Here is a 19126-nt window from a genome sequence, read left to right on the forward strand (position 1 = left end):
TTCGCCTGCCGCCTGACCTCGAGCCAGAGGTCGGGACGTAGTAGGTCTTCGGCTCGCCTGGTTCGTCGATCGGATTTACCGTGTAGGCGGCCGTGGTCCAGGACGAGCGGGAAGCGCCCGATGCGCGTCGACGTCAAACTAAAAGAAATCTTTAGTTTGGCGTCGAGTGCGCGCGCGAAACCAAAAGAAAACTTTAGTTTGGGGCGCTGGTTTGATCGAGCGGCCCGGGTGCGCCGACCGCGGGGCGAGCGTGGGAGTCCTAGAACCCGAGATGCGCGCGGGGGCAACGGGTCGGGGTGCGTGGCGGAAGGCGACGGCGAGCCGGACCGCGATCGAGCCAGGGGTCAGTGGGGGGAAGGCGGTAGGCCCGAGGTCGTGCTCGGTGTACAGGCGGGCGACCTCGGTCAGCTCGACGTCCGCGGCCTTCGGATCGCTGATCGCGGGGCCGGCGACCCACCAGTCGGCGCCGGGCAGCCCGGCGCAGAGGTACGCGCGGGTCCCCGGCTGGTCGCGCCGGGACGGCGAGCGGCGTCGGGCGCGGTTCTCCCCGTGGGCGGCTTCCCACAGGGTCACGGCGTCGGGATCGTCGGCGAGCACGATCGCGTCGTACCAGCGCCACACGACGACTTCGGTACCGCCAGGGCCTGTCGCCAGCGCGACCAGGTTGCCGGGGGAGACCCGTTCGACGTGCGGGGTGGGGAACGGGGTCGCGTAGCCGACCGTCGCGGGCCCGTCGTCCGCGAGGACCTCGCAGTCGCCTTGCCGTACCCGGAGCACGATCCCGCAACGCAGCCGTGGTGTGTCAGAAGGCAGGGTCATCGCGCGAGGCTACCGAGCTGCCGGCACCCCGTCGATCGCGGGTCGAGGCGAAGCGCCGCATCCGCGCCGATCGAGAACTGGCGGCCGTCCCCTCCCACCGCCGATCGCGGACTGGTCGCCGGCGTGCCGGCGACCGAGGACTGGCGGCCGGCGCGAGACCTCGATCGGCGGGTGGGCGCGGTCGGGTGGTGTCCGGGTCACCAGGGGAGGGGGTGGTCGTCCTCGGTGAAGGTGCCGGTGGGGCCGTCGGGGCCGATGGTGGCGAGGCGGACGATGACCTCGGCGCTCTGCTCGACCGGGCGGCCGCCCTCGATCCCGGCGGTGAAGTCGGTGGCGGTGAAGCCGGGCTCGACGGCGTTGAACTTCACCTCCGGTACCGCCTTCGCGTACTGCACGGTGAGCATCGAGACGGCGGCCTTGGTTGCCCCGTACACGATCGACGGGTAGTGGAACTGGCGGCGCTGCGGGTTGGTGACCGCCCAGAACGAGCCGAGCGCGCTGGACACGTTGACCACGACCGGGTTGGCGGAGGCGCGCAGCAGCGGCAGCGCGGCCGTGGTGACCCGGACGACGCCGACGGCGTTGGTGTCGAACTGGCGCAGCGCGGACTCGCCGGTGACCGCGTCGGCCTCGGACGGGCCACGCAGCTCGGCGATGCCGGCGTTGTTGACGAGCACGTCCAGCCCGCCGGCGTCGTCGGCGATGGTGCGCAGGGCGGCGCGTACCGAGCCGTCGTCGGTGACGTCGAGCTGCACGTACCGGGCGCCGAGCTCGGCCGCCGCCTTCGCGCCACGTTCGGGGTCGCGGGCACCGAGATACACGGTCTGTCCGGCCTCGACCAGCCGGCGGGCGGTTTCGTACCCGAGTCCCCGGTTCGCGCCGGTGACGAGCGTGATGGTCATGTCGGTACTCCTTCGAACGCGGATGCACGGCCGGTGTCTGGCCGGGCGGGGCCGGTGGCCGCCGGCTGCCGGACGACCGGGTCTGGACGTCGGCGAGCCCAGCGTGCGTCCCCGGCGGCGCGCGAGACAGCGCCCCGATGATCCTGGGGGTGCCAGGACCAGCCAGGACGCCGCCGGGCTGCCTACGCTGAAGTCATGACCGACGACACGAACCGGCTCGGCGAGTACCTGCGCGCGCGGCGCGAACTGGTCTCGCCGGACAGCCTCGGGCTGCCCCAGGTCGGCGTGCGCCGGGTGCCCGGGCTGCGCCGCGAGGAGGTGGCGATGCTCGCCGGCATCAGCGCCGACTACTACCTGCGGCTGGAGCAGGGCCGCGACCGCAACCCGTCGGTGCAGGTGCTGGAGTCGCTCGCCCGGGTGCTGCAGCTCGACGAGGCGGCGACCGGGTACCTGATCAGCCTGGCGGCGGAGCGGCCGCGGCGGACACGCCGGCGGCCCCGCCGGGAGAGCGTGCCCGTCGGCGTGCGCAAGCTGCTCGACACGCTGGGGCTGCCGGCGTTCGTCGAGGGCCGCTACTTCGACGTGTTGGCGGCGAACCCGCTCGCGGCGACGATCTCGCCACGGTTCGCGGTCGGTCACAACCGGCTGCTCGACGTCTTCCTCGACCCGGCCGAGCAGGCGATGTACCCGGACTGGGACCGCGCCACCGCGGGCCTGGTCGCCGGGTTCCGGCAGGCGGTCGGTACCGACACCGACGACCCGCGGTTCATCGAACTCGTCGGTGAGCTGTCGCTGGGCAGCGGCCGGTTCCGGCGGCTGTGGGCCCGGCACGACGTGGGCCCGTGGGAGGGTTCCGCGGTGCTGCTGGAGCATCCACAGGTCGGCGAGATCACCCTGTACCGGGAGAAGCTCGCGATCGGCGGTACCAGCGGCCAGGTGCTCGCTGTCTACCACGCCGACCGGGGCAGCGCGGACGCGGAGAAGCTGGCCCTGCTCACCTCGTACCAGGTGGAGACCGCCGCGCCGGCGCCGACCGCCCACCAGCCGGACTGACCGCGCCCGGACGGGCGCGAAGCGGGGCCCGGCGGGTCAGCAGCGGTGGTAGACCTTGTTCGCGATGCGCCACTCGCCGTGCTCGCACACCAGGACGAACAGGTCGGTGAAGGTGTCGGACCCGTGGCGTAGCACCATCGTGGCGTGCCCGACGGTGCCGGTGCGGCCCAGCTCGGTGACGGTACGCGTCCGGGCCGGCTCGTCCGCCGCCGGCGTCCCGGTGAAGTTCGCCCGGTAGCGGTCGAGGTCCCAGGAGACGAACCCGTCGTCGCGGATCCCCTCCACGTGCGCGGTCGGCCGGAACGCGGCGCCGAAGTGCGCGGGGTCGCCGCTCGCGTGGCCGCGCGCGTAGCTGATCAGCGGCGCCATCAGCTCGTCGTCGGTGGGGACGCCGGGTGCGGCGTACAGGCGGGCGGCGGCGTCGACGACCCGGTGGCCGGTGTCCGCCAGCCCGATGACGATCGCGGCGACATCGGCGTCGGCCGGTACGCCGGCGGACGCCAGCAGCAGGGGAAGTACGGCGCTGTCCGGGTCGACGGCCGCGAGCAGGTCGGCGTCCTTGCCGAGCGCGCCGGCGGTGAAGTCGGCGGGAGCGTGCGCGCCACCGGTGAGCCGGTCGCGCTTGCGGGCCACCAGGCCGCCCAGGGCCGTGCGCGCCAACACATCCAGCGTGGCCTCGGGGCCCAGGCCGAGCCGGCGCGCGCGGCCCAACGACTGGCCGAGCGCGACGATCGCGTCGCCGAGCGCGCCGTTCGCGACCAGCTTGAACGCCGCGGCGGTGGCCGCGTCGCCGCAGCCGAGCACGGTGCCCAGAGCGGCCAGCACCTCGGCCTCGGCGGGCGCCGGTGCGGCCCCGCCGTACAGCAGGGTGAGCGTGCCGGTCGCCGCGGCCGGCGCGGATCCGAGCACCGGGCACTGCACGTACCGGACCGGCGTGTCGCGGTGCAGTTCGGTGGCCTCGGCCGGGGCGATGGTTGCCAGGTTGAGCACCGTGGCGCCGGGCCGCAGGCTCGCGGCGCAGCGGGCGAGCACCTGCCGGCAGGCGGTCGCGTCGTACAGGGCGAGCAGGACGACGTCGGCGCCGGCGACCGCGGCGGCCGGCGAGCCGGCGGCCCGCACGCCGTCGAGCGCGACGCCGGACCGGGACCAGCCGGTCACCGGGAAGCCGAGATCGGCGAGCCTGCGGGCGAGCGCGGTGCCCATCCGGCCGAGGCCGAGGACCGACACCGGCTGCGAAGCGGAGTTCATGGGCCCAGTCTGGCGCCAGCGCAGCCATGCGACCAGTGCAGGATTAGCATGGCAGCCATGCCTGTCACGCATGCTCGGCCGACGTCGCTGGCGCCCTGGGTCGCGTTCGTCGAGGCGTGCCGGGCCGGCAGCCTGTCCGCGGTGGCCGAGGCGCTCGGCTACACCCAGTCGGCCGTCTCGCGGCAGATCGCCACGCTGGAGCGCGACCTCGGGGCCCGGCTGCTCGCGCGCGAGCCGCGCGGGGTGCGGCCCACCCCGGCCGGCGCCGCGGTACTGCCGCACGCCCGGGCGCTCGTCGCCGAGGCCGACCGGGCCGCGCGTGCGGCGGCGGCGCCCGCTCCAGCGCCGCACGTCAGCGTGGGCGCGGTCCAGTCGGCGGCGATGGCCCTGGTGCCGGGTGCGCTGCGGCGGGTGCCCGATCCACCGTCGTGGTCGATGCTGACGGACTCGACCGATCGGCTGATCGACCGCGTCGCTGGCGGCGAGCTCGACCTCGCCGTGGTCACCGACGCGCCACCCGGGCTGCCGACCCGCCGGGACGTGCTGCTGCGCCACCTGTTCGCCGATCCGATGAGCGTGGTGGTGCCCGACGACCACCGGCTGGCGCGGCGCCGGCGGGTGAGCATCGCCGACCTCGCCGACGAGTACTGGATCGAGGACAACGCGGGCTCCGAGGCGCTGCTGCACCAGCTCGCCGCCCGGTACGACCTGACCCTGCGCGTCGACCGCAGCGTCGGTGCCCTGATGATCAAGGTCGCGCTGGTGGCGGCCGGGCACGGGGTCGCGCTGGTACCGCGCAGCGTCGGACCGGCGCTGCGCGGCGACGTGCGGCTGCTCGCGTTGCGCGACGCGCCCCGCCGCGGCGTCTACGTGGCGACCCGCCCCGGCCGCGACGACCTGTCCCGCCTCGTCACCGCGCTGCGCGCGCGGCACTGACGGCGCCGCGGGTGGCCTCAGCAGCGTGAGGTTTCGGTTGCGGCACTGGGGATCCGGACCCGGCGGCGGGACAGGGCGAGGACGCCGATCGCGCCGGCCACGCACACGCCGGCGAGCACGACGCCGACCACGTGCAGCGCCCGGGTGTAGCCGGCGCCGGCCAGCCGGTCGCCGGACAGCGCGGCGAGGATCGCGCCGACCACCGCGATCCCGATCGTCTCGGACGCCAGCCGGGAGGTCTGGAACAGCCCGGACGCGGCACCGGCCGCCTCCGGCCGCACGGTGTCGATCGCCCGGCCGTCCAGCAACCCCTGGGTCAGCCCGGTACCGGCGCCGACCAGGATCAGCGGCGCGGCGAGCCCGGCCGGCCCGGTGTGCGGTCCGATCCGGCTCACCAGCAGGGCACCGACCCCGCAGACGACGATCGCGCCGACGGCGATCACCACCGTGGGCACCCACCGCGCGACCAGCCCGCTGACCGTCGGCAGCAGTACCGTCGGTCCGGTGAGCAGCAGCAGCCACAGCCCGGCGGTACCGGCGCCGACACCGGTCACCGAGATCAGGTAGGACGGCAGGTACACCAGCAGCGGCACCAGCACGACGACCAGGGTGGCGGCGGCCGTCGCGTACGAGGCGAAGCGCGGGTTGGTGAGCAGCCGCAGCTCGACGACCGGATCGTCGGCGCGGCGCTCCACCGCGACGAAACCGGCCGCGAGTACCGCGGCGAGCATCCAGCCGGCGATCACTGCCGGGTGGCCGAAGCCGGCCTCCGGCGACTCGACCAGGACCGCGATCACGGTCAGCAGCGCGCCGGTGAACAGCGCGCCGCCGGCCCAGTCGATGCGGCGGGCCGTCGGCCGTTCGGCCGGCCGGGGGATCGCGAGCGCGAGCAGCAGCGCGCAGCTCGCGATCCCGGCCGGTACCGCGAAGACACCGCGCCACCCCAGGTGCGTCACGAGCAGCCCGCCGATCGACGGGCCGAACGCCAGCCCGGCGCCGAGCATCGTGCCGAGCAGCCCGAACGCGCGGGCCCGGGCCGGGCCGGGGAACGCCGCCGACAGCAGTGCCGCGCCGCCGGTGACCGCCGCGGCCGCGCCGACCCCGCCGAGCAGCCGGACCGCGTCGAGCAGCACGACGTTGCCGGACAGTGCGCTCGCCACCCCGGTCGCCACGTACAGCACGAGACCGGCCAGGTAGACCCGCCGGCGGCCGAGCAGGTCGGCGAGCGAGCCGGTCACCACCAGGAACGCGGCGAACGTCGCGTTGTACCCGTTGACCACCCACTGGGTGCCCGCCAGCCCGGCGCCGAGGTCGGTACGGATGTCCGGCAGCGCCACCGACGCCCCGGTGATGGTCAGCGGAAACGTCACCGTGGACAGCAGCACGGCGACCAACACCAGCGCACGTCGGTCCACCCGGTGACCGTATCGGCTCCGGTCCCGCCCGCGGACGTGAACCACCTCACGGCCCGCGGCCACCGGGCCCGAGGCATGCCCGAGCCGGGCTCCGAGACAGACCCTAGTGTGCTCGGCCGGCGAGTACCCGGCCGAGCAGGTCGAGCAGGCGTTGCCGGTCGGGCCCGGACAGCGGGGCCAGCAGCTGCTCCTGCGCGCGCCGCAACGCGGTGTCCAGCCGGCGCAGCTGCTGGCGGCCGGCGGTGCTGATGTTCACCACGTTGCGGCGCCGGTCGTCCGGGTCGGGGGAGCGGGCCACGAGGCCGCGCTCGGCGAGCTCGTTGAGCGCACCGACCAGGTCGCTGCGGTAGATGCCGGTGCGGTCGCTGAGGGCGGACTGGCTCGCCGGACCGAACTCCGTCAGCGCCGCGAGCAGCGCGTAGTGGTGGTGGCGCAACCCGAACGCGGCGAGCGCGTCGGCCGAGGTGCGCTGCGCGTACCCGCCCGCCTGGGCGAGCAGCCGGCTGGGCATGGTGCGCAACCGCTCGGGCAGCAGCGCCGGGTCGTTGTCCACCCGCCCACCGTACCGCAGCCATTAGCCGTACTAACGAGCCACGGCGGCCCGGTCAGGGCCGGTACGGGTCGTCCGGGTCCGGGTCGCGGTCGCGCTGCTGGTCCAGGTCGGTGTTGCGGACCGCGTCGGGCAGCGACTCGTACTCGTCGGCGTCGTCGGGGACCGCGGCCCGGTCGGTGTCCTCGTCGACCCAGTGCACCGCCGCCTCCTCGGCGCTGGCGGCGCCGCAGTCGACGCCCACGTCGACGCCGACCATCTCCTCGCCGTTGTCACGCAGCCGGCCGGCCCGGGGCTCGGGGCCGTCCGGCCAGCGGTCGTCGACCGCATCCGGCTGGATGTCCGGCTCCTCCTCCGACAGCAACTGGTCCAGCGACTCGCCGCGACGCTCCTCGGCCGGCGTCATGCCGAACCGGTTGACCTCGGACCAGTGGTCGGGCGGTTCGATGCCGGTGTCGAGCGGGTCGCCGGACGGCTGGTCGGACAGCAACGTCTCGTCGGCGTCCAGGACGCCGTCGTCGGAGACCTCGTCGCTCTGCCGCGCATCCGGGTCGTCGTCCGCCTGCGTCATCGATCGCCTCTTTCGTCCGGTGACCGGCCGGCCGGGCATGCCTGCGAAGCACCCGCCGCGGGCGCCTCACCGCCGATACTGGCACCCGCACCGGCCCGGCGGGGCCGATCCGGCCAACATCCGCCGTCGGCGAACGAAACGGGCCGGCCGGCGCGTGCGCTGCCGGCCGGCCCTGGGCGCCCGCAAGGCACGGGGGTGGAGCGTTGCGGGCCACCCTGGGGGGTTGGGGGTGGGTCAGGACCGATCGACCACGATCACCGCCCGGCCTCGCCGCTCGCGCCGGAGATGCCGGCAACGCGCAGCCGCACCGCGACGGTGCCCATCCGCGGTACCGGCAGCACCACCTCGGCGCCGTCGACCTCGGCGGCGCCGGTCGGGTCGCCGAGCAGGGTGGCGAGCGACGCCGCGGCCACCGGTACCGCGCAGCGCAGCCGCACCGTGGTCGCGGCCGGCGCGTACGACTGGAGCCGGACCAGCAGGTCGGCGTCGTCGTCCGCGTCGGCGGCGACCGGCACGGCATCGAGCACGGTGATCCGCGGGTCGTCGACCGACAGCAGGGACGATTCGGCGGCCCGCTCGCCGGTGCCGTGCGCCACCACACCGACCAGCGGCCGGTCGACCTCGTACGCGGTGCGCAGCGCCAGCACGTCGGCCTCGACGTCCTCGCCGGCCCGCGGCACGCCCACCGCGTACCGGAACACCGTGTCGAACGCCTGCGCGGACGGGAAGTTGGTGTCCCACAGGTTGTTGTGCACCCAGGAGTAGATCGTGCCGGGCTGCCGCGGCGCGGTCGAGTCCGGGAACGGCGCGTACGGCAGCGGGATCGTCTCCGGCTCCACCAGCGGCGCGTCCCGGGTCACCCAGGCCACCGGGCCGCCCGCGTCCGACACCGAGACGAACGAGCGGACCGCCCGCATGTGCTGCGGCGCACCGGGTACGTGCTCGATGCCGTCACCGGTCAGCGCGCCGGTGATCTCGTAGTGCACGGTCGGATCGGTCACGGCGAACGGGAACGCCAGGTACGCGCTCTCCTTGGTCATCGTGGTCGGCTTGTCGAACCGGTTGTCGAACTCGACGTGCGAGGCGTTGCGGCCCAGCCGGATCGTGGTCCGCGCTGTGCGCACGCCGTCGGCCGAGTACTCGTAGGTCAGCCGCTGGCCGAGGGCGTCGTCGACCCGCTCCACCAGCACCGCCGGCCGGGCGAGCGAGCGCGAGCCGAGCAGCTCCAGCTCCGGGCTGACCGCCGTCTTGTTCGCCTGGTGGTTGTAACCGCCGGCGGTCGTGTACGTGTCGTACACGTAGCCGTTGAAGCCGACCACCGCGTCCGGGTCCACCAGCTCTCGGCCGGTCGACTTCGCCACCAGGCTCGACACGCAGGCCCGGGTCAGGTCGACGACCACGCGCAGGTGCTCGTTCTCCAGCGTCACGTCGTCCTCGGTCGGCAGCGGCACCGAACCGCCCGCCCCGCCGTCGGCCGCGCTGATGTGCAGCTCGCCGGCATCGGTCGCGACGTCCGCATCCGCCGGCCCGGCGGTCACGTCGAGCCGGACCAGCCCGTACGGGCCGATGTCGGCGACCTCGACCGAGACCCATCGGCCGGCATCCCGGTGCACCGGGTTGACCTGCGGCTCGACCAGCGCCTCCAGCTTGGCGCCGGTACGGGCGTCGACCACGGTCAGCGGCCGGTCGAGCGGGATGCGGGACTCCCGGACGAAGCAGCGCACCGGCGCGGTGCGGGTGGCCGGCGCCGTGTTCACCGCCCAGAACGACAGGTCGGCCGATTGCGCCGGCGGCAGCACCCCGCCGAGTGCGGCGGACGCGTGGTCCAGGTACACCTCGGCGTCGTGCTCGCCGTGCAGGGCGTGACCGTACTTCCAGTGCCACTGCTGTTCGCCGGACTGCATGCCCTCGTCGCCGTGCGTCCACGGGTCGGCGGCGCCCCAGGTGTGCTCGTTGAACAGCGACACCGACGAGTACACCTGGCTCGCCCCGGCCTGCGCGTCGGCCGCGTGCTTTGCGTTGCGGGCGGCCGGATCCAACAGCGCGGCCAGCCCGTACAAACTCTGCGCCGAGGTCACGGTGGCCTGTGCCCGCCGTACCATCGCCTGCGGGCGGGCGCCGGAGCCGACGCCCTCGACCCACCAGTCGCCCCAGTCGCCCTCGAACACCGGGATCGCGTCGCCGAGCCGCTGCTCGGCATCGGTGAAGAAGTCGGTGTTGGTGGACAGCCGCAGCCGCGGGCTGTCCCACGTCTCGTTCCACCGCTTCACCGTCTCGGCCAGGATCAGCCGCGGCGGCGCGTTGTCGCCGAAGTGGCCCTGCACCCGCAGGTGCAGGATGTCGTGCGGGTACGGCTCGCGGTCGGTCACCGCGGGCCCGTGCCAGCCGAACATCCCCGGCGGGAACGGGTACGGGTTGGTGGCGAGCGAGGTCAGGTAGGCCGGCAGCAGGTCGTCGACCATCTCGTACGAGGTGTCGAAGCCGAGCACCGGGCCCTCCATGTAGGCCAGGCCGTGCGGGCTGTCGGTCATCCACACCAGCAGCTCGTTGCCGGCGGGGGAGCGCCACCGGAACAGCCGCGGCAGCTTGTGCCCGCCGTTGGTGTTCGGCACCGACCGGCCGGCCCAGTTGTGCGCCACCGACAGGTACTTCACGTCCAGCGGCGCCAGCGCGTCCGGCAGCCCGGCGACGGTACCGGGCACGTCGGTCTGCATCGCCGAGCGGAACGACACCCCGTACTTCTCCCGGACCGTACGGGCCAGCCGCAGCAGCTCGTGCAGCTCCTCGGTCGAGCAGGTGTCGGTGTGCAGGTTGTACGGCATCGCGGTCAGCTCGATCTGCCCGGCCCGTACCCGCTCCAGGAACTCGGCGATGCGCTCCGGTGGGCGCGCGGCCACCCACTGCTCGAACGACCACAGCGATTCCACCGCCCAGCGGAACTTCGCGTCGTCCGGCCAGCCGTCGGTGGTACGGGTCAGGTCCAGGCACGAGTCGAGGAACGCGACGTGCTCGTTGAGCACCGTGCCCTGCGGGTCGGTGTAGCCGATGTCCAGGTGCGAGTGGTGCACCAGGTGGATGGTCCAGTCCCGGGCCGGCGGCAGCGGAAACTCCAGCGTCGCGGTCTGGTCGGCGCCGCCCGCGCGGCTCGCCTCGATCCGGACGTTGCGGGTCTCGGCCTCCGCCGGCAGCAGCAGCCGGGCGCCGCCGGTCGCCGGCAGCACCTCGACCGGTACCCGGCCGCGGCCCGCCACCTCGACGTCGAACCGCCACTGCGCCGGATCGGCCGCGGCACCGGCGATCAGTACCCGCAGCGCGCGCTGCGGGCCGTCCGGGCCGCGCCGCACCAGGTGCTCCGGCATCGCCCGCAGCTCGGTACCGCCGAGGCTCGCGGTGGCCGCGACGGCCAGCCCGACGGTGCCGGCCCGGGCCTTCTCGGTCGACCAGGGTCGGTCGGCCACCAGGGCGCGCGTCGTCATGTGGAATGTCCCCCTCGAACCGATGTGGTGATGGTGCTGGTACGGCCGACGTTCAGGATGTCAGCCGCAGGCTGTTGACGAAGAAGCGTTGGAAGACGAAGAACAGCAGGACGGTCGGGATCGACGCGACCAGCGCGCCGGCCAGGATCACCGGCGGACCGGCCGTACCGTAGCTGCCGGACAGGTCGGCGAGCGTGGCCATCACCGGCCGCACGTTGGGGCTCAGCGACAGCGTGATGCCGAACAGCAGGTCGTTCCAGATCCAGGTGAACTGGAACACGAACGTGGCGAGCAGCGCGCTGCGGGCCAGCGGCAGGTGCACCCGGACGAACATCCGCAGCCAGTTCGCGCCGTCCAGCTGCGCCGCCTCGGCGACCTCCCGTGGCACCGTCATCAGGAAGTTGCGGTTGACGAAGAACGCGAACGGGATCGTCATCGCCACGTAGATCAGCAGCATCCCGTACTGGGTGTCGTACAGTCCGGTCTTCGCGTAGCCGGTGAACAGCGGGGACAGGAACGTCTGCAGCGGCAGCACGGTGCCGATGTAGATGCCCCAGAACCAGATCGCCGGCCGCTTCACCGGCATCACCGTCACCGCGAACCCGGCCAGCGCCGAGATCAGTACCGCGATCGCCGCGCCGAGCGCCGCGTAGATCAGCGTGTTGAGCATGCCCTGCCCGACGCCGGCGGTACTGAACGCGGTCCTGATGTTGGTCGCGATGTCGGCGGAGGCGAACCACCAGCGCGGCGACCCGGTGTACTGGGCGGACGGGGTGAACGCGTTCACCACCACCAGCCAGGTCGGTACCAGCCAGACCACCGAGACCAGCACGACCAACACGTTGCGCACGATGCGTGATGCCATCGGATTCCCCTTCACCGCTGCGTCGCCTGGCGACGCAGGTAGAGCCAGGAGGCGGCGAGTACGACGATGGTGAGCACCACGGACACGGCCGCGCCGTACCCGTAGCGGCTGAGCGTGAACGTCTCGCGGTACATGGTCAGCGCGAGCGTCTCCGACGCGGTGCCGGGCCCGCCCCGGGTCAGCAGCCACACGATGTCGAACGTCTTGAGGCTGTTGACGATCGACATGCCGACGACCACGATCGTCATCGGCCGCAGCTGCGGGACGACGATGCTCCAGAACAGCCGGAAGCCGGTCGCGCCGTCGAGCTTGGCCGCCTCCAGCGTCTCCGGCGGGATCGTCTGCAGCCCGACCAGGAAGAGGATCATCGACGCGCCGGTGGCCTGCCAGGTGGTCGCGAGGATCATCACCACGGTGTTCAGCGGCCAGTGCAGCAGCCACTCCTGTTGCAACCCACCGAGACCGATCGAGGCCAGCGTCTGGTTGATCGCGCCGTCGGACTGCAGCAGGAACGTCCACAGCAGCGCGGTGGCCGAGCCGGACAGCGCGTACGGGATGACCACCACGGTGCGCGCGACCGAGCCCCATTTCACCGAGTTGGTCAGCACCGCGATCAGCAGCCCGAGCAGTACCGGCAGCACCAGCGTGCCGATCACCCAGAACACGGTGTTGAGCAGCGACCGGCCGAAGTCGGGGTCGGTGAACAGCGCGACGTAGTTCGCCAGGCCGATGAACCGGGAGCTGACGCCGTTGTCGTCGAACAGGCTGCGGTACGCGGTGACCAGGAACGGCACCACCAGCAGCACCACGATCAGCGCCACCGCCGGCAGCAGGAACCCGCCGACCCAGAGCGCCCGCCGCCACCGGAAGCCCTGCCGCGGCTCGTGCGCCGCCGTCCGCGTCGCGACCGGCACCTTCTCCGTCGTCGTCACGACCGCCACACCTTCCATTCCTTGTCGGCGCGACGCTGCATGGACGACAGCGTGCGGGTCGCGTTCGCTGCGGTCGGGTTGATCATGAAGGCGCTCAGGTCCTGCACGTTGCCCTCGATGAGCACCGGCGGGGACGCCTCCCAGTACCGGATGGCCTGGCTCGGCTTCTGCCGGCGCACCGTGGCGGCGAGCTCGGTGATCGCGCCGACCTTCGGTACCACGCCGGGGTCGGCCGAGGTGTCCTTCAGAAAGCCGGTCCAGGCCCGCTGTACCGACGGGTCGAGCCAGGCGTCGGCGACCTTGCGGGCGGCGCCGAGCTTGTGTGCCTTCTTCGACACCGACAGCACGCCGGACTCGACGACGACCGAGTCGTTGCCGCCGGGCGGCGGCGGGAGGAGGAACAGGCCGAGGTTCGCGTCCTTGACGCCGTTGGAGAGGTAGGCGCCGGTGTTCCAGCTGCCGTACAGGTGCATGCCCATCTTGCCCTGGACGAACTGCGCGGGAACGGTCGCGGTGTTGAAGTCCGGCGCGGAGAACGCGCCCGCCGCGAACAGCTCGATCCAGAGCTTCATCGCCTGCCGGCACACCGGGTCGGTGTACGACGCCTTGCCGGCGGTGAGATCCAGGTAGAACTGGTGATCGAGCCCGTTGACCAGTTGCTGGAACCAGGTCAGCGACTCGAAGGTGGTGGCGCCGCCGGACGCGATCGGGGTGATGTGCTTGGCCTTGAGTGTCGCGACCACCCGCCGGAACTCGTCCCAGTCGGTCGGTACGTCGAGCTTCAGCTTGGCGAACAGCGGCTTGTTGTAGAAGACCGCCCAGTACGACTTGTACAGCGGGACGCCGTACTGCTTGCCCTCGTAGCTGAACGAGTCGCGCAGCTCCTTGTCGTTCGACCAGCCGTTCTTGGCGGCGAGGTCCCAGGCCGACGACACGTCCTGCAGGATGCCGGAGCGGGCGATGTCCTGGAGCCGGTAGCCGTTCCACCACTTGATCAGGTCGGTGGTCGAGTCGGTCTGGGCGGACATCCGCACGATCTGCTGGTAGCTGCTGGTGTCCGGCGAGGCCCGGGCCGACAGCCGGTAGCCGACCAGCCGGTGCAGCGCCGTGCCGGCGGCGGCGTAGCCGGTGGCCCAGGTCGGGTTGTCGTTGAACAACGACACCACGTCGCCCGCGGCCGGCCGGGTCTGGGTACCCCGGGCGCAGCCCGCGGTGGCCAGCCCGACCGCGCCGGCCAGTGCCGCGGCCAGCACCGTCCGCCGGGTCGGTGAGTGTCCTGTGTCGCTCGTTTGCACGCCGTGCCCTCCTCGTACCGGGAGCCTCGGGCTGCTAAGTTATCGATAACGTACGCGTGGACTGGTCATTTAACAAGAGGTAACGTTTGCGATAGCTGATCGCCCGTTACCGCGGTGAGGTTGGTGAGATGGACACGGAACAACGGCGCCCGCGGACCCGGCAGTACGAGCCCGCCCCGCACTACCCGGTGCACGGCGACGCGGTCGCCGCCGGGTGGGCCGCCGCCGCGGCCACCGTGCCCGCCACCGCCCACGTTCTCGCCCTCGACGGCCCGGCGGCGCTGAACTGGCCGGCGGTCGCCGAGCAGCTGCAGGCCGCGCTCGCGGCGACCGGGCGTACCGTCGAGCTGGCCGACGTGCGCACCGCCGCGCGGCCCTGGCCCGAGGTGCTCGAACGGACCGAAACCGCTCAGCTGCAACACGACCCGGACTTCGCCCGACTCGCCGGCGGTACCCTCGGCGACCTGCTCGACCCGGCCGCGCTGACCCGCCTCGGCGAGACCGGCGGCGACGGGCTGCGGGTGCTGTACGGGCCGGGCGCCGGGCTGGCCGCCGCCGACCTGCTGTGGTGGGCCGAGATCCCCAAGCGCTACCAGGAGGCGGCCGTCGCCGCCGGCCACGGCCGACACCTGGCCGCGCCCGCCGACGAGCCCACCAGCACCCGCCGGCTGTTCTACATCGACTGGCCGCTGCTGGACCGGCACCGTGACGCGCTCGCCGGCCGGATCGACCGGTGGGTCGACGTTACCGATACCGAAGCGGTGACGTCGGTCGGCGGCGACGCGGTACGGGCGACCGCCCGCCGGCTCGCCGGCGCCCCGTTCCGGACCAGGCCGACGTTCAACAGCACGCCGTGGGGCGGGCACTGGGGCCAGCGCGAACTCGGCCACAACCCGGACGCGCCGAGCACCGCGCTGGGCTACGAGCTGATCGCGCCGGAAAGCGGCGTGCTGCTCGGCGACGACGCCCAGACCTGCGTGGAGATCCCGTTCCAGCTCGTCGTCGGGCTCGCCCCGGCCGAGGTGCTCGGTGGCCGCGTGCACGAGCTGTTCGGCACCTCGTTCCCGATCCGGTTCGACTACCTCGACACCGTCGGCGGCGGCAACCTGTCGGTGCACTGCCACCCGCAGCCGGAGACGATGCGCGAGCTGTTCGGCTGGCCGTACACCCAGCACGAGAGCTACTACCTGATGGTCGCCGGCGAGCAGAGCAAGGTGTTCCTCGGCCTGCGCGGCGACGCCGACCTGGACCGGTTCCAGCACGCCGCGCACGACGCCGACGCGCACGGCATCGGCTTCGACATCGAGCAGTACGTGCAGACGTTCCCGGCGCGGGCCGGCCAGCTGTACCTGGTGCCGGCCGGTACCCCGCACGGCAGCGGCGAGGGCAACGTGGTGCTGGAGGTCAGCGCCACCCCGTACCTGTACTCGCTGCGGTTCTACGACTGGCTGCGCCGCGACGCCGCCGGCCGGCAGCGCGCGGTGCACGTCGAGCACGCGTTCCGCAACCTCGATCCGGCCCGCGCCGGCGACGCCGTCGCCGACCAGCTGGTCCAGCAGCCGCGCGCGCTGGCGGGCGGCGACGGCTGGTGCGAGGAGCTGATCGGCGCGCTGCCCGAGATGTTCTTCCAGGTCCGGCGGATCGTGGTCGAACCGGGCGGCACCGGACCGCAGCGCACCGACGACCGGTTCCACGTGCTCACCGTCGTCGATGGCGATGCCGTCCGGATCAGCACCGCCGCCGGGGACGAGCACCGGTTGAACTACGCTGAAACGCTGGCGATTCCGGCGAGCGTCGGCAGCTACCAGGTGCGCAACCTCGGTACGGGCCGGGTCCGGCTGGTGAAGGCGATGGTGTCATGAGGGCAATGAGCAAGCCATGAGCGGGCGTCGGCGAACGAGCCATGGGCATCGCGCGACCCGGTGCCGCATGGGCGTTTCGACGCGGGAGGAACGCTCATGAGGTCCTCGGGGTCGGGGCCGGAGACCGGGCTGACGATGCGGGACGTGGCCGAGCGGCTCGGGGTCAGTCCGATGACCGTCTCGCGCGCGCTGCGTGGCCGGCCGGGTATCGGTGCGGCCACCCGGGAGCGGGTGCTTGCTGAGGTCGCGGCGCTCGGGTACCGGCCGAACAAGCTCGCCCGCGGCCTGCGTTCCGGCGGCCCGCACGAGTTGATCGGCCTGCTGGTCACCAACCTGGGCAACCCGTTCTACTCGCAGCTGGCGGTCGGGGTCGAGCAGGTCGCGGTGGGCTATGGGGCCCGGGTGATGCTCGGCTCGACCGGCGCCGACCCGGACTCCGAGCACGAGGTCGTCGACGACCTGCTGGAGCGCGGCGTGGACGGGCTGGTGGTGGTACCGGCCGGGCACGAGCACGGCCATCTCGGTGCGGTGCAGCGGCGCGGGACCCCGGTGGTGCTTGCGGCCAGCCCGCCGATGGGTGCCGACGTCGACTGCGTGCTGGTCGACGACTTCGGTGGTACCCGGGACGCCTGCCGCCGGCTGATCGAGCACGGCCACCGCCGGATCGGGTTTCTCGGCCTGCCCGCGGCGCTGTGGACCGGTTCGGAGCGGTTCCGCGGGTACGCGTTCGCGCTGGATGAGGCGGGTATCGAGGTCGACGAGCGGTACGTGCGGCGGCTGCGCGGTGACGTGGACGCCATAGAGGCCGCCGCGCACGAGCTGATCGACCAGCCGGAGCCGCCGACCGCGCTGCTGACCGCCAACAACCGCAACACCGTGGGTGCGCTGCGCGCGCTGCGGTCTCGAGACGCCGATGCGCCGCGGGTGGAACTGGCCGGATTCGACGATGTGGAGCTTGCCGACGTGTTGCACCTGCCGCTGACCGTCGTCTCCTACGACCCGATCGAGATCGGCCGCTCGGCCGCCACGCTGCTGTTCGACCAGCTGTCCGGGACCGACCCGGTGGCACAGCACCGATCCCGCCGGGTCACCGTGCCGACCACGCTGGTCGACTACGCGACGCAGCGTCGACCGCGACCGGTCCGGGCGACGGCGGGGCAGCCCCGATGACCGAGCACCGCACCGCGGCGCCGACCGAGGGAGCCGCCGCCACCGGGCGGGCCAGCGTGCCACCGGCCAGCCACGCCACCAGCGGCGACGGCAGAAGCGCCGGGCCGGCGACCGGGTACCGGCCGGCGGTCGAGGTCGGCGGCTCGCACGTGACCGCCGCGGCGGTGGACCTGGTCGCCGGCACCGTCGTCGCCGGCAGCCGGTGCCGGGCCGCGCTGGACCCGGCCGCGGACGCCGACACCCTGCTGGCCGCGATCGCCGCCACCGCACGCGAACTGGTCGACCGCTGCCCGGGCCGGATCGCCGATCGGTGGGGCCTCGCCGTACCGGGGCCGTTCGACTACGCCACCGGGATCGCGCGCTACCGCGGGGTGGGCAAGTTCGCCTCGCTGCGCGACGTACCGGTGGGGGACCGGCTCGCAGAGCGGCTCGGCGTGCGACCGGACCGGCTGCGGTTCCTCAACGACGCCTCGGCGTTCGCGCTCGGCGCCCGCCGGCTGCAGGCGCCGGACGCCGGTCGGCTCGCCGCGTTCACCCTCGGTACCGGTGTCGGATCGGCGTTCCTGGACGGCGACCAGGTCGTCGAGGACGGTCCGCTGGTGCCGCCGGAGGGCCGCGCCGACCGGCTCACCATCGCCGGCCGCCCGCTGGAGGACACCGCCTCCACCCGCGCGATGACCGCCCGGTACGCGCAGCGCACCGGGCGGCAGGTCGACGGCCTGCGCGAGCTGACCGCGCTGGCCGCGGCGGGCGACGAGATCGCCACCGAGACCGTGCACGCGGCGATGACCGCGCTCGGGACCGCGCTGGCGCCGTGGCTGGCCGGGTTCGGCCCCGACGTGGTGGTCTTCGGCGGCTCGATCACCGCCGCCTGGCCGATCGTGGGACCGCCGCTGCTCGCCGCGCTCGGCGTCGACACGGTCGTGGTGCTTCCCGACGGCGAGGCCGCCGCGCTGCTCGGCGCCGCGACCCACGCGGCCACCGGCGCGCGCCCGGCCGACGAGGCCGTCCACAGCGCCCCGGGCCGGGGAAACGTCGGCCCGGCCGACGGAACCGCCACGGGCGCCCCAGGCGACGGAAACGTCGTCCGAGGCGCGGCCGGAGGACACGTCGTCGGGGGCGCGGCCGGGGGAAGCGCGGCCGGACGGGCCGGCGCCGACGCGGGTCGGACGGGCGTGCAGGGCTCCCCCGCCAGCACGCCGTGATCGCCGGCGTGGCGGACGCGACTGCGTGATCGCCCGAGCCCGGCGCGCGGCGGTACTAGCGTCGGCGGCATGAGCGAACATACATGGGACGCCGTCGACGACTACCTCAGCGAGCTGTTGGTGCCGGCCGATCCGGCGCTCGCGGCGGCGCTGGCGGACTCGCGCGCGGCCGGACTGCCCGAGATCGCGGTCGCGCCGAACCAGGGCCGGCTGCTGGAGCTGCTGGCCCGGATGTGCGGCGCGCGCCGGATCCTGGAGATCGGCACGCTCGGCGGCTACAGCACGATCTGGCTGGCCCGCGCGCTGCCCGACGGCGGCCGGCTGACGAGCCTGGAGTACGAGCCGCGGCACGCCGAGGTGGCCCGGGCCAACATCGCCCGGGCCGGGTTGGCCGACCGGGTCGAGATCGTCGTCGGTGCCGCGCTGGACACGCTGCCGGAGCTGGCCGCCGGTGGCGCCGGCCCGTTCGACCTGATCTTCATCGACGCGGACAAGGACAACTATCCCGGCTACCTCGACTGGTCGCTGCGGCTATCGCGGCCGGGCACGGTCCTGGTGGCGGACAACGTGGTCCGTAACGGTGGGGTGATCGAGCCGGACCACGCCGACCCCCGGGTGCGGGGCGTGCGCGAGTTTCTCGCCCGGGTCGCCGCGGAGCCGCGGCTGTCGGCGACCGCGCTGCAGACCGTCGGTACCAAGGGGTACGACGGGTTCGCGATCGCGCTGGTCGAGGCCTGAGCCCGGTCGCCGATGATCGCCGACCGCGGCTGATCACGGATCGGCTCGGTGGTGGCGGCGGATCGTGGCCGCCGCCACCTCCCCCTGCT

16 protein-coding genes are annotated in these 19126 nt (G+C 73.5%); 6 read left to right on the plus strand and 10 right to left on the minus strand.

All coding sequences use genetic code 11. The features are described from left to right. Nucleotides 1-138 precede the first annotated feature (138 nt). On the minus strand, nucleotides 139-819 hold the full coding sequence (locus Asera_RS17960) for a hypothetical protein (RefSeq protein ID WP_030447850.1): 681 nt from the start codon (nucleotides 817-819) through the stop codon (nucleotides 139-141). A gap of 197 nt (nucleotides 820-1016) precedes the next feature. Next, nucleotides 1017-1721 (minus strand): SDR family NAD(P)-dependent oxidoreductase, encoded by a 705-nt coding sequence (locus Asera_RS17965; RefSeq protein ID WP_030447851.1) that lies wholly within the window; start codon nucleotides 1719-1721, stop codon nucleotides 1017-1019. 195 nt (nucleotides 1722-1916) lie between these two features. Between Asera_RS17965 and Asera_RS17970 the strand changes: the two genes are divergently transcribed. Then, nucleotides 1917-2774: a helix-turn-helix domain-containing protein gene (locus tag Asera_RS17970; protein WP_030447852.1), complete on the plus strand. Its 858-nt coding sequence runs from the start codon at nucleotides 1917-1919 to the stop codon at nucleotides 2772-2774. 36 nt (nucleotides 2775-2810) lie between these two features. On the opposite strand, the gene Asera_RS17975 is transcribed toward Asera_RS17970, so the two are convergent. Beyond that, nucleotides 2811-4022, minus strand: a complete 1212-nt coding sequence (locus Asera_RS17975; RefSeq protein ID WP_030447853.1) for a nuclear transport factor 2 family protein — start codon at nucleotides 4020-4022, stop codon at nucleotides 2811-2813. A 57-nt stretch (nucleotides 4023-4079) separates the two neighbouring features. Between Asera_RS17975 and Asera_RS17980 the strand changes: the two genes are divergently transcribed. After that, complete coding sequence (locus Asera_RS17980; protein WP_051802616.1) at nucleotides 4080-4958, plus strand: LysR family transcriptional regulator; 879 nt, start codon at nucleotides 4080-4082, stop codon at nucleotides 4956-4958. 17 nt (nucleotides 4959-4975) lie between these two features. On the opposite strand, the gene Asera_RS17985 is transcribed toward Asera_RS17980, so the two are convergent. The 7 genes from Asera_RS17985 to Asera_RS18015 form a co-directional block, all read right to left on the minus strand. After that, the gene (locus Asera_RS17985; RefSeq protein WP_035297646.1) at nucleotides 4976-6373 is read right to left on the minus strand and encodes an MFS transporter; all 1398 of its coding nucleotides are present in this window, start codon (nucleotides 6371-6373) and stop codon (nucleotides 4976-4978) included. Between the two features lie 103 nt (nucleotides 6374-6476). After that, nucleotides 6477-6926, minus strand: a complete 450-nt coding sequence (locus Asera_RS17990) for a MarR family winged helix-turn-helix transcriptional regulator (RefSeq protein ID WP_030447856.1) — start codon at nucleotides 6924-6926, stop codon at nucleotides 6477-6479. A gap of 52 nt (nucleotides 6927-6978) precedes the next feature. Next, the gene (locus Asera_RS17995) at nucleotides 6979-7494 is read right to left on the minus strand and encodes a DUF5709 domain-containing protein (RefSeq protein ID WP_084132182.1); all 516 of its coding nucleotides are present in this window, start codon (nucleotides 7492-7494) and stop codon (nucleotides 6979-6981) included. Nucleotides 7495-7748: 254 nt separating this feature from the next. Further along, nucleotides 7749-10970, minus strand: coding sequence for a glycoside hydrolase family 38 N-terminal domain-containing protein (locus tag Asera_RS18000; protein WP_030447858.1), 3222 nt, complete (start codon nucleotides 10968-10970; stop codon nucleotides 7749-7751). Between the two features lie 52 nt (nucleotides 10971-11022). Further along, complete coding sequence (locus tag Asera_RS18005) at nucleotides 11023-11835, minus strand: carbohydrate ABC transporter permease (protein ID WP_030447859.1); 813 nt, start codon at nucleotides 11833-11835, stop codon at nucleotides 11023-11025. Nucleotides 11836-11846: 11 nt separating this feature from the next. After that, entirely contained in the window at nucleotides 11847-12767 is a 921-nt protein-coding gene (locus Asera_RS18010) for a carbohydrate ABC transporter permease (protein WP_211255672.1), read from the minus strand. Further along, on the minus strand, nucleotides 12764-14062 hold the full coding sequence (locus Asera_RS18015) for an ABC transporter substrate-binding protein (RefSeq protein ID WP_030447861.1): 1299 nt from the start codon (nucleotides 14060-14062) through the stop codon (nucleotides 12764-12766). The genes Asera_RS18010 and Asera_RS18015 overlap by 4 nt, the downstream gene beginning before the upstream one ends. Before the next feature lie 128 nt (nucleotides 14063-14190). Between Asera_RS18015 and Asera_RS18020 the strand changes: the two genes are divergently transcribed. The 4 genes from Asera_RS18020 to Asera_RS18035 all read left to right on the plus strand — a co-directional run bounded on the left by Asera_RS18020 (nucleotide 14191) and on the right by Asera_RS18035 (nucleotide 19037). Then, nucleotides 14191-15924: a class I mannose-6-phosphate isomerase gene (locus tag Asera_RS18020; protein ID WP_084132184.1), complete on the plus strand. Its 1734-nt coding sequence runs from the start codon at nucleotides 14191-14193 to the stop codon at nucleotides 15922-15924. A gap of 96 nt (nucleotides 15925-16020) precedes the next feature. Next, entirely contained in the window at nucleotides 16021-17094 is a 1074-nt protein-coding gene (locus Asera_RS18025) for a LacI family DNA-binding transcriptional regulator (protein WP_051802618.1), read from the plus strand. Then, nucleotides 17091-18299, plus strand: coding sequence for an ROK family protein (locus tag Asera_RS18030; RefSeq protein ID WP_051802619.1), 1209 nt, complete (start codon nucleotides 17091-17093; stop codon nucleotides 18297-18299). Before Asera_RS18025 ends, Asera_RS18030 begins: the two co-directional genes overlap by 4 nt. 69 nt (nucleotides 18300-18368) lie before the next feature. After that, complete coding sequence (locus tag Asera_RS18035) at nucleotides 18369-19037, plus strand: O-methyltransferase (RefSeq protein ID WP_030447865.1); 669 nt, start codon at nucleotides 18369-18371, stop codon at nucleotides 19035-19037. The last annotated feature ends 89 nt before the right edge of the window (nucleotides 19038-19126 follow it).

This window comes from Actinocatenispora sera, assembly GCF_018324685.1.
In the GTDB taxonomy this organism is placed as follows: Bacteria; Actinomycetota; Actinomycetes; order Mycobacteriales; family Micromonosporaceae; genus Actinocatenispora; species Actinocatenispora sera.